The sequence below is a fragment of the Bradyrhizobium sp. UFLA05-109 genome, assembly GCF_054185165.1.
In genome coordinates this window covers 17,557-32,736 of record NZ_JBBIAR010000063.1, presented here as the reverse complement: position 1 = coordinate 32,736, position 15,180 = coordinate 17,557, and the positions used below count along the sequence as shown (strand labels likewise).

The following is a 15,180-nucleotide window of genomic DNA, read 5'->3' as shown; positions in this document are numbered from 1 at the left end:
CCCTATCGTTCCTTTGTCCATAGCGCAAAGGAAGACTCAGATGATCCGTCACGATGTTCACCTGCAAATCGGCTCGCTGCTGTTCGAGGGAATCGACCAAATCGATTTGACCGGACCCTTCGAAGTTCTGTCGCGGATTCCCAATTCGACTTATCGCATCTACGGAAAGCGGGCCGGCCCAGTTCGCGACATCAGGGGACTGCGACTGACGCCCGACGCCAGCTTGGCTGACGCGCCGCCGCTCGACGTCCTGCATGTTCCGGGCGGATTTGGTCAGGAAGCCCTAATGGAGGACGCGGAAGTACTTGGGTGGGTACGTCAGCAGGCGGCAGGAGCGTGCGGCATTTTTTCGGTGTGTACCGGCGCGTTGCTGTGTGGAGCGGCTGGCCTGTTGAAAGGACGCAGGGCAACCACGCATTGGGCCTCGTTTCACCTGCTGCCGTTGTTCGGTGCAATTCCCGTCAACGAACGTGTCGTCGTGGATGGAAGCTACGTCTTTGCTGCCGGGGTTACGGCGGGAATCGACGGAGCACTGCGGCTCGCCGCGGAATTACGCGGAGACGACGTCGCGCAGGCGATCCAGCTCCACATGGCGTATGCGCCGGAACCGCCCTTCAACAGCGGCACGCCAGAGACGGCTCCTCCCGCGATCGTGCAACAGGCGCGTCAGTCCGTGCAGGCCATTACGACCCAGCGAGAGGCGACCGCACGGCGTGTCGCTGCCCGCCTTGGCGTCGCAGTCCCTAGCTAACCCAGAACGATCCGGCAAAACAGGAAACGACTCCCATGATCAGTACCGAACACCTCGACGCGTACCTCGAAGCCATGGGCAGGCGCGATGTCCAGGGAACGAAAGCCCATATGGCTGATGATGTTGTCATCCGCAGCCCGATCGTTCCAGCACCCTTCCAGGGAAAAGAGCAAGTGACCGCGGTGCTCGATGCGCTGCTCAGCACAGTCGATGCCTTCGAACCGAAACTGCTCCTGCGCGATCGAAGCGACTTCGTCGCCGTCTTCACGATCAGGCTCGATGACCATGTCATCGATGGCATGGACCACATGCATTTGAACGACGCAGGTCTTGTCGACAGCATGACCGTGGCCTGGCGCCCGCTTCCGGCGGTGGTCGCAGTGCAACAGAAGCTCGCCCCGAAGTTGGGGGGCAAGGCGATGATGCTGATCGCCGCCGATCAGTCCATTTGATTCTGACTTCTGCCAAGTGATCAGTCCAGATCCGGCGCTCAGGCGGTCATGGTTGTGGTTAGCTGTGACCGTACACAACGCTTTGCACCCAAACATGTCTGCTTTGCACCAACTCAAAGTCGTCACTTGAGTTTAACGACCAATCGGTCTATATATCGGCAATGAGCCACCAAACCTCAGTGCAGTTGCCCCGTGGCCGCCCCCGAAGTTTCGACGTTGAAGCCGCTGTCGAACACGCGATGGGTGTGTTCTGGTCGCGCGGCTATCACGCCACGGCGCTCCCGGACCTTCTTCGTGCGACGAAGCTCTCGCGTGGCAGCCTTTACGCAGCTTTCGGTGACAAGCACTCGCTATTCTTGCGCGCGCTTGATCGCTACATTGCCGATGCCCTCGCACGGATGGATATCGAACTCGACCCCCGCAGAGAGCCGGTCGACGGCCTGCGGGCCTACCTTGCCGGCTACGTTGATCGCACAAGCGGTTCCAATGGTCGGCGTGGATGCCTGCTGGTGGCCACAGCCATGGAACTGGCTGGCCAGGATGCTGAAGCTGGTCGTCGTATCGCGAGCTTCTTCAAAGCCATGGAGGCCAGGGTGGCGGATGCACTTTCCCGTGCGAAGACGGCGGGCAAGTTGGCCGATGGTGTTGAGCCTTCAAGTGCCGCAAAAATTCTCGTCTGTTTCGTCGAGGGGCTGCGAGTGATCGGCAAAACGGCACCTGCACGGATCACGTCGCAAGCCACCGCTGACGCGCTTCTTGACCGCTTCATCAGGTAGACAACCTACGGACGCCCGCGCTTTTGGCGCGCCAATATCTGGACTGAACGGTCGTGAAAGGAGGATACCATGTCTGCAATCCAGATCATTTGCGCGGTGACCGTTCCCTTGCTCTGGGGTTATCAGTTCGTGGCCATCAAAGTCGGCGTTACGGAGTTTCCGCCTCTCTTCTTCCTCGCCCTGCGCTTCCTGGCCATCGCTCTGCTGCTTGTTCCGTTCGTCAAAAGGCCTACGCGTCAACAGCTCGGACGTATCGCAGCTATTTCGATTTTCCTGGGGGGCTGAACTTCGGGCTCTTCTATGTTGGCCTTGGGCTCGGCTCGGGAAGCATGTCGGCCGTCGCATATCAACTCGCCACGCCCTTCACCGTCCTGCTAGCCTGGCCGCTACTCGCGGAGAGGCCGTCTCTCACCACGTCCACTGGAGTGGTGCTTGCATTCGTCGGCGTGGTCGTCTTGGCAGCGGGGCCTGGTCTGTCGGCAAACGCGCTTCCGCTGTTGCTTGTGGTCGGGGCAGCTTTCGCATTCGCGGTGTCCAACATCTTGACGAAACGCTACGGCCCTTTTGACCCCCTGATGTTGATGGGATGGTCGTCGCTGCTCACGGTGCCGCAGGTCATGTTGATGTCGTTGCTCCTTGAATATGGACAACTGGCGAGCCTGGTCACGGCCGATGAACGTGGTTGGCTGGCACTCGCCTACACTATTTTTATCGGAGGAATCGTTGGGTTTGGGCTTTGGTTCTGGCTGATCGCCCGTTGCTCCATGGGCCGCGTCGCCCCCTTCGGTCTGCTGCTTCCGGTGTTCGCCCTGATTTCGAGCGTGTTGTTCCTTGGCGACCGCATGACCCCAAAGTTAATTGTCGGTGGGCTGCTCGCAATCTCCGGCGTCGCCATGACACAGGTAAAATCGCGCGCTCGACCAATTTGAACCGGAGGTAGCGTCGTGGCGACCTCCGGGTTTGATGCTGTGGACGGCTCCTCCACGGGCACGAGAGTGCCAAGGAGTGGGCGCCGTTTTGAGGCTCCCATGATTCGGAGGAGCAGCCTATGCAGTTAGTCTCGACGATTGGTCTGGATATCGCGAAGTCGGTCTTTCAAGTGCATGGCGTCGATGCAGCCGGTCAGGTGGTGATCCGCCGCCAGCTCAAGCGCCGTTTCGTGCTGTCCTTCTTTGAGAAGTTGCCGGCGTGCCTGGTGGGGATCGAGGCTTGCGCGTCATCCCATTATTGGTCCCGCGAACTGCAGGCGTTGGGGCATGCGGTGCGGTTGATGCCTCCGGCCTATGTGAAGCCCTACGTCAAGCGGCAGAAAAACGACACCACGGACGCGGAGGCGATTTGCGAGGCGGTAACGAGACCCAGCATGCGGTTCGTGCCGACCAAGACGGTCGAGCAACAGAGTTGTCTGATGCTTCATCGAGCGCGCCATCTCTTCATCCGCCAGCAGACTGCCGTCATCGATTCAATCCGCGCCTATCTTGCCGAGTTCGGGATTGTCGCCCCGGTCGGGCGCCGGGGTGTCGAGCAACTGCTGGAAGTCGTCGCCGATACAGCCGACCGGCGGCTCCCGGAGGTGGCGCGCGCCTGCGTCACGGCTCTCGGCAGTCAATTGCGGTCACTGAAGGCCCAGATCCTGGAGTTCGACCGCCGCATCATCGCCTGGCATCGATCACATGCGACGAGCAAGCAGCTTGACGCGATCCCCGGCGTTGGTCCGGTGCTGGCAACGGCTCTGGTCGCCGGCATTGCTGATCCGAAGGCCTTCCGATCGGGACGGGACTTCTCGGCCTGGGTCGGGCTCGTGCCGAAGCAGAACTCGAGCGGGGGCAAGGACAAGCTCGGCAGTATCAGCAAACAAGGCGATCGCTATTTGCGCAGCCTGTTCACGGCTGGCGCGCTCGCCGTGATCCGCTATGCCAAGATCCATGGCACAGGGCATCGGCCCTGGCTTACGGGGCTGCTGGCGCGTCGACCGACCAAGGTTGCTGCGATCGCGCTCGCGAACAAGATCGCCCGCATGGCATGGGCCATGATGGCCAGGGGTGAGCGCTACAGGGAGCCCGCCGCACTCGCGGCGTAAAGCAATCGCGCCGGATATTCGGCGTGACGTAACGGTTGGGAGAGCGAACAGCACGTAATGCAGCGCCGGTCGATCCGGCGATCAGGACAACCCACATGGGCCACGGCATCGTCGAATGCGCGGGACCTGATCCGCGGAGGGCATTATGGCCGGCGGTCATGAGTACCGCACCAACAGGCCGAACACATGGCCGCTCCGACCACCGCCGCAGCGTGAAGAAAACTCTTGCCAACCCGGAGCCGTCCACACATGGCCCTTCTCGACAGTTTGTGCACGGCGCGGCGACATGCCCGAAGCTAAGACTGGATCGGAAGTCAGCAGTTGAGGCTCAAATCAGCGCTTTAGACCAATGCCGCAAGTCGCACCCGCTTCATTCAATTTTGAGCATTCAGCATTCGGATCGCCTCAGGCGTTATCGCCCAGGTAGCCGCGGCTCCGAGCCCGGTCTAGACCGCCGACCGCTTGCATCGTAAATCCTCCTTGGCGGAAATGCCTCGACCGATATTGCCATCGATGCGCATTCAACGACGAACTGTTGGAATGGTTAGCGCTGTCTACTTGGGTGTCGCCGCATCCGCCTCGAACGCCTGCTTCCCCTTTGCGGCCCAAAGCGCCCGCGCATGTTCGTGCTGATCACTTTTGAGCTTGTCAGCCATCCAGAGCAACGCACCGAGAATGGTGACGCGATCATCGCCGGTCAGGTCGACGATACCGGCTTTGACGACAAGGCCGCCGAGTTCGATGAGATGCCGCGTGCGCTTGCGGCGCTCAACTTGCCAGGTGCGCATGTCATGCCGCGCCCTTGCCGCCTGATGGCGGTCGCGAGCCGCCTGGTTGCGACGGAGCGCCCCCAGCGTCACGTTCAGGTGCCGGAGCAGATCGGCGCGACCGGCCTTGAAAGAAAGCGGTCCCGCGCTTGGACCATGCCTCCCTCTTTGCGGCGTCCTTCGTCTCGGCCAGTACGATCAGCGCGCCCGCCAGTTCATTGACGCTAAGGTTGTCGGCTCCAACGGCGATCACCAGTTCGCCAAGCTGCTGCACCTTTCGGCTCTTGAGGTCACGCGCCTTGTCTCCAAGTACTTTAAGTTCGGCGTCAAAGTCGCGTGGCTTACGCACCATCGTCTCCATCGGTGTTCATGGAGAAATGATAGTCCAGCGCCACGCTGAATGCTGTAAAGTCGTCGGGACGGTCTGGCACCGGATGGTCCCTCCCGAGAATTTTTCGAGGGAGGGCGCGCTTATACGTCGTTCCGACGCGCTCTTCGCTGTGTAGATGATCTGGTCGCGATGGCGATCTATCATCTTCACATCAAGGTTATTGGCCGCAAGTCTGGCTCCAGCGCGGTGGCGTCAGCCGCCTACCGCTCGGGCTCGCGGCTGCGCGACGAGCGGCTTAACCGCAGCCACGACTTTTCCGCCGAGCGCGGCGTCGTTCATTCCGAAGTGCTGCTGCCGGAGAATGCGCAGGAGGCATGGAGCGACCGTGAACGGCTCTGGAACGATGTCGAGGCCTTCGAGGTCCGCAAGGATGCTCAGCTTGCCCGCGAAGTCGAATTCGCCCTTCCGCGCGAGATGAGTGAGGCGCAGGGCATCGAACTCGCCCGCGACTTCGTTCGGGGCGAATTCGTCGATCGAGGCATGATCGCCGACCTCAATGTGCATTGGGACATGGCCGAAGACGGCATGCCCAAGCCCCATGCCCACGTCATGCTGACCATGCGCGCGGTGGACGAGAACGGCTTTGGTCGGAAGGTGCGGGACTGGAACCGCACCGAGATGGTCGAGCGCTGGCGGAGGCGCTGGGCCGAGCTTGCCAATGATCGGCTTGCCGAACTCGACATCGACGCGCGCATCGATCACCGCAGTCTTGAGGCACAAGGCCTCGCGCTTGAACCGCAAAGCCAGATCGGTGCGCCCGCCAAACGCATCGAGGGTCGGGGCATCGAGGGCCAAGGGACCGAGGCCGACCGCGCCGAGATGCATCGCGAGATCGCGCGCGGCAATGGCGAGCAGATCATCGCCGATCCTTCGGTCGCATTGGATGCCATCACGCATCAGCAATCGACCTTCACGCAGCGCGACATGGCGAAGTTTGCGCACCGGCACAGCGACGGGGTCGACCAGTTCAACGAAGTCATGGGCGCGATGCGCGGAGCACCCGATCTGGTCGAACTCGGCAGGGACGCTCGCGGTGAAGATCGTTTCACCACTCGCGGCATGATCGACGCGGAACAACGGCTGCATCGCGCCGCGGAACTGATGGCGGAGCGGGAGCGTCACGAGGTGCGTGACGCGGACCGGAAAGCCGCTTTGGCGCGTGCCGAACAGCGCGGCCCTGTGCCTTCGGGCGAGCAGGCCAACGCGCTGGCGCATGTCACGGACGGGCTCGATCTCGCCGTCGTGGTCGGCCATGCCGGAACGGGAAAAAGCGCGATGTTGGGGGTAGCGCGGGAGGTCTGGGAAGCAGCGGGCTACGAGGTCCGCGGCGTGGCCCTATCCGGCATCGCGGCGGAAAATCTCGAAAGCGGATCGGGCATCGCGTCGCGCACCATCGCCAGCCTGGAGCATGGCTGGGGACAGGGCCGCGACCTTCTCACCGCGCGCGATGTTTTGGTGATCGACGAGGCCGGCATGGTCGGCACGCGCCAACTCGAGCGCGTGCTGTCCCGTGCTGCAGAAGCCGGCGCGAAAGTAGTGCTGGTCGGTGATCCCAGGCAGCTACAAGCCATCGAGGCCGGCGCGGCGTTCCGGTCGATCCATGAGCGCCATGGCGGGGCGGAAATCGGCGAGGTGCGCCGCCAGCGGGAGGACTGGCAGGGACGCCACGCGCGACCTGGCCACCGGCAACGCCGGCAAGGCGCTGGAGGCCTACCGCTCCCGTGGCGTGGTGCATGAAGCCCAAACCCGCGAGCAGGCGCGCGGCGATCTGGTGGACCGCTGGGACCGCGACCGGCAGGCGGCGCCGGAGCGCAGCCGGATCATCCTTACCCATACCAACGACGAGGTCCGCGCCCTCAACGAAACTGCGCGGCAGCGGATGCGGGCTGCCGGTGATCTGGGGGATGACGTGCGCCTGGCGGTCGAACGCGGCGCACGCCACTTCGCCGGCGGTGACCGCATCATGTTCCTGCAGAACGAGCGCAGGCTTGGCGTGAAGAACGGCACTCTCGGGACCGTCGAGCAGGTCAGCGCCCAATCTATGACCGTGCAGACCGACGATGGCTGTTCCGTGCAGTTCGACTTGAAGGACTACAACAAGATCGACCACGGCTATGCCGCGACCATCCACAAGGCGCAGGGCATGACGGTGGACCGCACTTATGTGCTGGCGACGCCGGGCCTGGATGCCCATGGCAGCTATGTCGCCTTGTCGCGGCACCGCAACAGCGTCGACCTGCACTATGGCCGCGACGATTTTGCCAATCAGGACCGGCTTGTCCGCAACCTGTCGCGCGATCGCGCGAAGGACATGGCCTCGGATTACGAACGCGCCGATCCGATACAGAGCTACGCCGAGCGGCGTGGGATCACTTTCCGCGAGCGCGTTGCCGAGATCGTGCGCAAGGTCGTGCCAGAAAAGGTACGCGCCATGTTCGACGGCCTTCGCTCTCCTGGAGATGCGCCCGGCCCGGATAGCGGACCGAGGCGGGAGCGGGAAACACCGGAAAGGGAAAGGAGTGGTACGGGAGCCGAGCGCCGCGAAACCGAAGCGCCGGAAACGAAGGTGGCGCAAGATCCCGAAGCGGAAGCGCGACCCCTGCGCACACGGGCGCTGGTGCGCCATGCCCGCGCTGTGGATGCGATCTTCGAGGCGCAGGAGATGGGCGGCAAGGCAAGTCCCGAGCAGGTAAAGGAATTGCAGGCGGCCCGCCGGGTCTTCGAGGACGTGCGGCCCTACGGCTCGGTCGATGCCGAGGCCGCCTACAAAAAGAACCCGGACCTTGCCCACGAGGCCGGATCGGGCCGGGTCAACCGTGCCGTCCGCGCCCTCCAGCTCGAGACCGAAATGCGCATCAATCCGAGCCGCCGCGCTGACCGCTTTGTGGGACGCTGGCAGGAGCTCGGCCAGACCCGCCTGCACCAGTATCAGGCGGGCGACATGTCCGGCTATAGGGCCACGGGCTCGGCGATGGGCGATATGGTGAGAAGCCTCGAACGCGATCCGCAAATGGAATCAATCCTCACCAACCGCAAGCCGGAGCTCGGCATCGCGTTCGGCTCAGGCCGCAGGCTCGGTATCGAACTGGCCTTCGCCCACGGCATCGACCTCGGTAGAGGCCGTGGCACCGAAACTTGACCATCCTATTTGCTGCCGGCTCTACGCCACAGTGCGACGACGCGTAAAGTGCTCTTGCCCACCTGCAAGTACTGTCCTGTCTGGTCTCAGAAGCCGTCAGCACCAACCAGCACGAGGCAGCGCGGCCATGCGCGAACCAGATCGTATCGTCCGCTTGAAAACCGTGCTCGCCAGGACCGGGCTGTCCCGGTCCACCATTTATCGCAAGATCGCCGAGGGCACGTTCCCGTCCCAAATCACGATCAGCATCAACGGCACCGGCTGGCATGAATCCGACATCAACCGCTGGATCGCGGATCCAGTCTCATGGCGTCCGAAACGCGACTTCGATGAGGTCCGGTGAGGTAATTACTCACCCCTCACCCCTATCCACCTGATTACGTGCTGTTGGCTCGTGCGCGGGGGCTGCCAGAGCGTCACGGGGGGCGGCGAATGCGGTGTGCTGGCGAGACGGCCCGTGGCAACGATGGAGCAAAGGTCGGCGTAGACCTTGGCGCCCCATTCCGAACGGAACCCGTTCGCTCCTCTGCGGAAGATCACCGAGGGCCGCAATTCCCGTTAGCCTCCGCGCGTCCATAGGTCAGTGAGCGCAGACAGGATGGCGTTCTGGTCGCCGCCGGTCATCCACCAATGACCGGCGTCAATCTCAACGGCCGCGGCTCCCGCGGTCCGGCAGGCCTCCTGCCGCTGGGCGAGGGTGTCGACGTTGTTGTCACCGCGCGCGATGATTCCAAGGCCCGGCCGGCGGGCGGCGGCCGCCAGATTCCGGCCCATCTCAGCCATCACCGGCTGGCGCGCGGCGCGGACGAGAACGCGGACCTGGCAATATCGATGCGAACGACCGGTCCACCGCCTTGAGCCTCAAGCGGTCCAGCTACTCCAAACCGCCTCAGTCATTGGCCGACGCTTTTCTGTCGATCTTGTCACTGAAGTTTCGGAGCTAAATGGAAAAGTTCCTGCGCTGCTCGCAGCGCTAGTGGAAAATGGAATCCTATTGCCGATAGCCAGAGATAGTGCAGCGTCTGACGACGAGTACTCGTTCAAGCACGTCCTTGTTCAGGATGCCCTCTATGCATCCCTACTCACAGGTGCGCGCGGCGCAGCACACGAGAAAACTGGGCTGCACCTGGAGGCGAGGGCTGGCGTCAAAACACCGGAGATTGCTGATCTGCTCGCCCACCATTTTACACGCACAAAGAGATCTGATCGGGCCGTGCGTTATCTCGCGATCGCTGCGGACAAGAGCTTACGGCTGTTCTCGTTGAAGGAAGCGCTTTCTTATCTAGAGCAGGCCCTGGCCTTGATCGAGAGGGATTCCACCTGCGCTGACGACGAATTGGTTGCGGACGTCGTGGTTCACCGCCTTCTGGTCTGCTGCTGGGAATCCGACTTCGTCAGCATGGTGCCGCTCGGCCAAAAGCATCTGCCAACACTCGAGCGCCTTGGCGCCAGCCGACAGCTGTCGCGCGTGCTTGCTTGGATGGGCGAAGCATATCTGAATAGTGAGCGGTTTGACCAAGCGGAGCAGATACTCGCCCGCGCTTTGTCGATTGGCAGGCAGATCAAATCGGACGAAAGCATAGCCTACGCGCGGTGGGATATAATGTGGCTCCATCTGCTTACACCAGACGGTCGCTCGCAGGCACGCTATTTCGAGCTGGGCGACGAGATCCTTGCAGCCGCCAAACGCTTAAACGATTCTTACCTTGAGACGCTGACATATTATACGCTGTTTGCGGACGCTCTGCAGAGGGGATTTCTTGCAGACGCCCAAGATTGGGCGAATCGCTCCATTGCTCTTGGAGAAAGTTCTGGCTACCCGCCCGCGCTTTCATTGGGGTTCATGAGCTCTAGCTTCGTCGCCGCAGTTGCGGGCAATGGAAGCGCGGCCTTGGAGCTCGCTCAGAAAGCACATGATGCCTCGGCGGGTGCGACCGAGCGAGTAGCCGCCCTATGTGCTCGTGGACTTGCTCAGTTAAGTGCGGGCCAGCCAGTCGAGAGCCTTGCCACGCTGCGAGAATTCAATCGTCTTATCAAAGAGGTGGGCTTCCTTGGTCTTTTGGTTGTGTCTGAAGTGCCCGAAGCTGCCGCACGCGCGTTTGCCGGTGATCCGGCGGGAGCTATTGCAGACCTGGAAGCCTCTACTACGCGGCTTGCGAAATGGCGAAACTCGCGGATAGTTGCCTGGGCCCATCTCGTGCTTGGCCAAATCTATCTTGCGGCAGCATCTGCAGAAAAGCCGCCACGCGAGCCATCTTCCACCGAAGATCCCAGGTCACGGTCAAGGCCGAGCATCATCTTATTGAAGCAGCCGCGATCGCGCGCTCCGCAGGCGTAAAGGGTTTTTTGCTGCAGGCATTGACCAGTATGGCGGACGCAGGATTGGGTCAATTCAAGGGTGCGCAACGAGCAGCATCGTTGGCAGACGCGAGGTCTATCGCCGTCGAGATCGGGGCGCTTCCAGTTGTAGAGCACATCGACGCGATTTCCATCCAAACATAGTCCTGCGCTTAACTGGTTAGCTTTCCCCGGAAGCTGAAAGGCGCATTCAAACAAGCCTTCGTCGAAGATGCAGCGCCGCAACGTCCCGAACAAGCGGCCCTTTGCTTGGCGGCGTAAGCAGAATCGTCAGGTCAGTCGGTCAGGTCCGGTACGTGAAGAGTCAACATTGAAGCCCGCGCGTTAGAGGAAGAGCGCTGCGTTTAGGACGGATCAGGTCAACCCTGGTGATCTGCAATAGAATGAGGGAGGCTGCCATGCGGGTAGCCTCCTCACTACGCTATCCCCGCCCCACAACGTCATGGATCCCATCGTGGAGATGAAACGACAAGGCTCGCACCCATCCCGAGCTCACGTGTGGGCCTCCGATCGGTCTTGAACAACCGTTGTGCGGCCTCGGCATTCGTAGCGCAGCGCTCGAGCCAGCAAGCCACGAGAAGATCAACCCGCGTGGCAAATCGCAGTTGAGCCGCTGCCAGCACAAGCCTCGGGTCCAAGCTCTGATCGGATGGTCTCTTGACATCGTTGCGGGCGTTCATTTTCCCCTCCTGCCAGTTCGGCGGAGGGAGCGGCCCTGCGCCGAGAGTTATACTCTTGCTTTGCGGATCAGCCCCACTTCGAGCTGAAAATTCGGGCCCCACTTCATCACGGACATGCACGACCAATCGGCCAGCCGAATAAGCAGCCGGACGTGGGCGGCAGTCTTTGCGATGTGTGTGCGTGCGTTGCGCATTACGGTCCTCAAGAGTGCAGGCGCTTTTACCCGCGACGAATGTCTTGATCTAAACGCAGAGAAAATTTAGCGCGTCAAATGTTTTATGTCACGAGGCGGGGAATTTGTTGCGTGCTAATAATTTTCGAACGCCAGCGGCGCCGGCTGAGTTCGAAAATTTCAGGCTATGGTCAGTTGGCGGTCGTGGCTGTTGACCAGCCAAATGCATCTACCCCACGGAAGCAGACACCAATCGGAAGGGAGTCGGCATATCCGCCAAGGGCGTCTTGGCTGTATGGTCAAAAGCAGCGGTAGAGCCCGACGCAACTCCCCGTCCGGTCGACACCCAACACCCGACGTCACGGCAGATAGCGAAATGGCCGGCACGACATAGGATGATGCGGACTCGTAGTAGGCGGTCGCTTTAACCGCCTACCCCGATTGATTTGACTCAAGAAATCCACAGCACATATCGACGACCCCCGGTTAAGCCCCCGCGAGCCGTTGACGTTGTTGCGACGCTCTACCCACGGTAGACTCCACCGGGCATAGCGGACCATACCCTGACTTGCTGCTCGCTCAGCCGAGTCGCGAATGACCCGTAACAGAAGTCGCGAACCTCACCAATCGGCCCGGGCATTTCAGCCGCTTGCCTGACACTGAACAGACGTCAGCAAGGCCGTTACCTTGGTGAAATTGTGTCCCAGTCGCAGGATATGGGTTCTACAGGCGCCCAGCGGCAAGGGCACTCGCCATCAGTTTGCGCAAACCAAATTTGTGGAAAGGAGTGATGGAGGACAGGTAGTACCGCCCGAAGCGATTGTGAACCATGCACAGAGTAGACACGACGACGCATGGGCCTTTGCCATCGCGAAGCTTCATGATCGACAGCCGGAAATCCATATGCTTGTTGTCCCGTCCCGCAACCAATTCGTCCGGCCCCAGAAAGAAGATTGGCCAAGGGCCAATCTTCTGTCCCACGATATAACGATCCCTCTGTTCGATGTTCAGGATTTCCGAGGTGGTCGGCGTCTCAAGGCCAGCGAAGCCTGCAAACTTGTTCCGCGCAATCAGTAACAGGTTCATCCAGACCGGCCGGTGGGCAAAGATCGCAAAGAAGATTTCAACGACGCCAGCTTCGGGGCGGCGCAGTGGTGCGCGGTATGCCTCACTAAAATCCGCGTGTTCGATCAGGGTCTTGCCTAGGGCGCTTTCGGAAGGCACGTCGCACTCGACGACACTCATCCTAGTCTCGGAGTAATATGACGTTGCACCGCGGACGTTTGCAGGCGGAATAATAGCCTCGATTACGTCTAAACGTAGTCCACCGCTTGTCCACATTTGCCGCGGTGCATGAGTCTGCGATCGGAACAATAAGACCAGCACCGACCAGACCAGGCTCGTAAGCTTCTCTCATAAGACAGAAGCATCGCGCGATTCGGCCTCACGCGCCAGCCGGATTAGGTTTCCGACAGGGACAGGTGCGAGCGGTAGTCCCGATCTGGTTGACCTTCAAAAGAATGGAATTAACGCGCCGTGTTTGATGCCGTCAGGTCTATCTTTGCGGCCCAGAAAGCGAGATTTCGTGCTCAGCACAAAAAACGTTGCTGCAAAGGTTTGCAATCCACTGACGACCGCTCGACGTCTTGTTCAGATACTGGATTTCGGTTTGGATGTGAGGCGCCACGCTGTTCCAGTAAAACTGGGGATAGCGACTGACGATATCGGCCGGCGAATCATAACTAAGCTGGCGATTCATGCCGACCTCCTCAAATTCGTGAAACAGCGCATTTGCCTTTCTGATGTAGTTTGGATCACCGAGTTGCCCGATAAAGTCGGCTGCGCGAACGATCGACGCCTCTTCCTGGTATTCTTGCCCCTCGCCTAAAACGCTTGTCGGGAACCTCGTACCCTCAATAGCACCGGCGATACGTCTCTTGTCGAGGAGGGCGATACCCTCGATCCTCTCCATGACATAAAGCTTCGATCGATTGACATGATAAGGGAACAACGCCGCATCGGAAGAACCGCGCGGCAGCTTCATCTTCTTACCTGTCGGATCAATGACAAAGCCGGCGTCGTCATCCTCCTTGAACAGACCGCGGACAAAGCCAATGTCGTGGGTAAGGCACGCAATGATCACGTGAGCGTAATCGTCAGCGGTCACGTTGCAGTATAGCGTACGACCGCGGAGTATATCGTGGCCCGCAAGCGTCACCAGGAGCGTGTGCTCGAGATTGTGGTAGAGTGCATCGCTATTTCCAATGCACTCCAGAGCGGAGCGGGCGGCAGACGGCACTATCTCTGCAAGATGGGCCTGCGAGGAGCCAAATCGGCGACGCATATAGGAACCGAGAAAATCCTCCAAGGCGCTCGCCGCTAGTTCCGGTACAGTTATCATGCTGGAGCTCCGACTCGAATACATTTTGCTAGCCGACTGCTACCTTCTTCGCGCGTCGATTGCCCACGGCCTCGGGCTTCGACGAATCTCCCGAGCGGTACGACACCATGCTTGGCAAACCATTTAGGACCGGGTCCGCGCATATAGTGACGCTCGGGCCGATACGAGCCGCAGGTGGTCGCGATAAGCTTGGTGCATCTTCTCTTGATGCCAAGCACGCATTGGCCGAGCGACGCTATCGGCGATAGAACCGCAAACATGGCGACCCTCAATGCGGCTTCCCAAGCACGAAGGCGATGGGGACCGCGAAGAGCTCATCGCCAAGATCATCGTTGACGCGCAGGATCCAGCCGCGCCAGTCTTCGAGGCTGCGCGCCGTGGTAAGGGATCGCACGACACAGGCCGCTTGATCACGCGCCTCAGCGAGGTCATCTACTACGAGGCCGCGGCGATCGATCAAAGCCGCCTTCGGGTTGGAGCAGTGAAAATAGACCTGGGGCACGTTCTGTCTCCTACGAATTAACGCTCGAAACGCGTAATAACGAGAACCTCAGCGCCACAGAGGTTTTTGGTAGCGAGCTAGACCGTGCGAGCCGCTGACTTAACAGTCGTATGAGTTCACAGCTTTGGGCGGTCGCAACTTGCAGCATCAATCGTGCTTGCGCAGAAACAAGTAATCCGCGGCATACGGAACGCCGAGGTATTTGCCCTCACTTTCACAGGATCCCTGCGCAAGTCCACCTTTGGTATTGATGCGCAAGACGATGACAGCATCGGACAGAATCCCCTTGTTGCGGTGGTCAACCACTTCAAGCTCCAGCCACGGAATATCGTTTGCAGTAGGCGCGGGAGTGCTCGTTACCACCCTTCCCTTCATTGCGCCCCCATCGACGAGATCCCAACTCGGACCGGCATAGTGCCGGCCAACCGATTGGCCGCCGACCATGAGCGTGGCGATGGGCTCACGGAACTGCCACGTCAGCGCACGAGCCTGCCCGGCGGGCTTCGAAGTATCCGGTTTGCACTCGTAGATCTGGGCGCCCTCTGCATGAAGGGTAGCGATGATCGTATTCTTGTCGATCGCCGACAGCGATTGTGCCGGCGCCCTGACGGCCAGCAGAAGATACGTGACTGAAGCAACGTTGAGCAGCAATTTTGAGGGAGTTTTCATCGGACTTCTCGGCTTTGTGGTGGTTCAATCCTGCGGTAATT

At 60.6% G+C, this 15,180-nt stretch carries 15 protein-coding genes and 1 pseudogene; 10 read left to right on the top strand and 6 right to left on the bottom strand.

What is annotated here, in order from left to right:
• The first annotated feature begins 40 nt into the window (after positions 1-40).
• From Q3C01_RS34520 to Q3C01_RS34495, 6 genes are all read left to right on the top strand, one after another.
• Positions 41-751 (top strand): DJ-1/PfpI family protein, encoded by a 711-nt coding sequence (locus Q3C01_RS34520; protein WP_458149729.1) that lies wholly within the window; start codon positions 41-43, stop codon positions 749-751.
• A 35-nt stretch (positions 752-786) separates the two neighbouring features.
• Complete coding sequence (locus tag Q3C01_RS34515) at positions 787-1,203, top strand: nuclear transport factor 2 family protein (protein WP_458149728.1); 417 nt, start codon at positions 787-789, stop codon at positions 1,201-1,203.
• Positions 1,204-1,364: 161 nt separating this feature from the next.
• Positions 1,365-1,979, top strand: coding sequence for a TetR/AcrR family transcriptional regulator (locus tag Q3C01_RS34510; RefSeq protein WP_458149727.1), 615 nt, complete (start codon positions 1,365-1,367; stop codon positions 1,977-1,979).
• A 69-nt stretch (positions 1,980-2,048) separates the two neighbouring features.
• Entirely contained in the window at positions 2,049-2,264 is a 216-nt protein-coding gene (locus Q3C01_RS34505; protein WP_458149726.1) for an EamA family transporter, read from the top strand.
• A 44-nt stretch (positions 2,265-2,308) separates the two neighbouring features.
• Positions 2,309-2,908, top strand: coding sequence for a DMT family transporter (locus tag Q3C01_RS34500; RefSeq protein WP_458149725.1), 600 nt, complete (start codon positions 2,309-2,311; stop codon positions 2,906-2,908).
• A gap of 119 nt (positions 2,909-3,027) precedes the next feature.
• Positions 3,028-4,059 carry an IS110 family RNA-guided transposase gene (locus Q3C01_RS34495; protein WP_458149724.1) on the top strand — a complete coding sequence of 344 codons (1,032 nt, stop codon included), beginning with the start codon at positions 3,028-3,030 and terminating at the stop codon, positions 4,057-4,059.
• Positions 4,060-4,613: 554 nt separating this feature from the next.
• Here Q3C01_RS34495 and Q3C01_RS34490 read toward each other — a convergent pair.
• Positions 4,614-4,847, bottom strand: a complete 234-nt coding sequence (locus Q3C01_RS34490) for a conjugal transfer protein TraD (RefSeq protein ID WP_458149723.1) — start codon at positions 4,845-4,847, stop codon at positions 4,614-4,616.
• A 1-nt stretch (position 4,848) separates the two neighbouring features.
• Positions 4,849-5,175 carry a conjugal transfer protein TraD gene (locus Q3C01_RS34485; protein WP_458149752.1) on the bottom strand — a complete coding sequence of 109 codons (327 nt, stop codon included), beginning with the start codon at positions 5,173-5,175 and terminating at the stop codon, positions 4,849-4,851.
• Between the two features lie 171 nt (positions 5,176-5,346).
• Between Q3C01_RS34485 and traA the strand changes: the two are divergent.
• From traA to Q3C01_RS34465, 4 genes and pseudogenes are all read left to right on the top strand, one after another.
• Positions 5,347-8,356 (top strand): annotated as a pseudogene (gene traA, locus Q3C01_RS34480) (Ti-type conjugative transfer relaxase TraA).
• Between the two features lie 127 nt (positions 8,357-8,483).
• Complete coding sequence (locus Q3C01_RS34475; RefSeq protein WP_458149722.1) at positions 8,484-8,699, top strand: helix-turn-helix transcriptional regulator; 216 nt, start codon at positions 8,484-8,486, stop codon at positions 8,697-8,699.
• Between the two features lie 287 nt (positions 8,700-8,986).
• Positions 8,987-9,214: a hypothetical protein gene (locus tag Q3C01_RS34470; protein ID WP_458149721.1), complete on the top strand. Its 228-nt coding sequence runs from the start codon at positions 8,987-8,989 to the stop codon at positions 9,212-9,214.
• Positions 9,215-9,350: 136 nt separating this feature from the next.
• Positions 9,351-10,694, top strand: coding sequence for an ATP-binding protein (locus Q3C01_RS34465; RefSeq protein WP_458149720.1), 1,344 nt, complete (start codon positions 9,351-9,353; stop codon positions 10,692-10,694).
• A 1,596-nt stretch (positions 10,695-12,290) separates the two neighbouring features.
• Here Q3C01_RS34465 and Q3C01_RS34460 read toward each other — a convergent pair.
• The 4 genes from Q3C01_RS34460 to Q3C01_RS34445 form a co-directional block, all read right to left on the bottom strand.
• Positions 12,291-12,812 carry a DUF2867 domain-containing protein gene (locus Q3C01_RS34460; RefSeq protein WP_458149719.1) on the bottom strand — a complete coding sequence of 174 codons (522 nt, stop codon included), beginning with the start codon at positions 12,810-12,812 and terminating at the stop codon, positions 12,291-12,293.
• Between the two features lie 310 nt (positions 12,813-13,122).
• Positions 13,123-13,968 (bottom strand): metal-dependent phosphohydrolase, encoded by an 846-nt coding sequence (locus Q3C01_RS34455; protein ID WP_458149718.1) that lies wholly within the window; start codon positions 13,966-13,968, stop codon positions 13,123-13,125.
• A 268-nt stretch (positions 13,969-14,236) separates the two neighbouring features.
• A complete protein-coding gene (locus Q3C01_RS34450; RefSeq protein WP_458149717.1) occupies positions 14,237-14,470 on the bottom strand; it encodes a DUF6894 family protein in 234 nt (77 codons plus the stop codon).
• Between the two features lie 147 nt (positions 14,471-14,617).
• Positions 14,618-15,139, bottom strand: coding sequence for a DUF3455 domain-containing protein (locus Q3C01_RS34445; protein ID WP_458149716.1), 522 nt, complete (start codon positions 15,137-15,139; stop codon positions 14,618-14,620).
• Positions 15,140-15,180 lie beyond the last annotated feature (41 nt).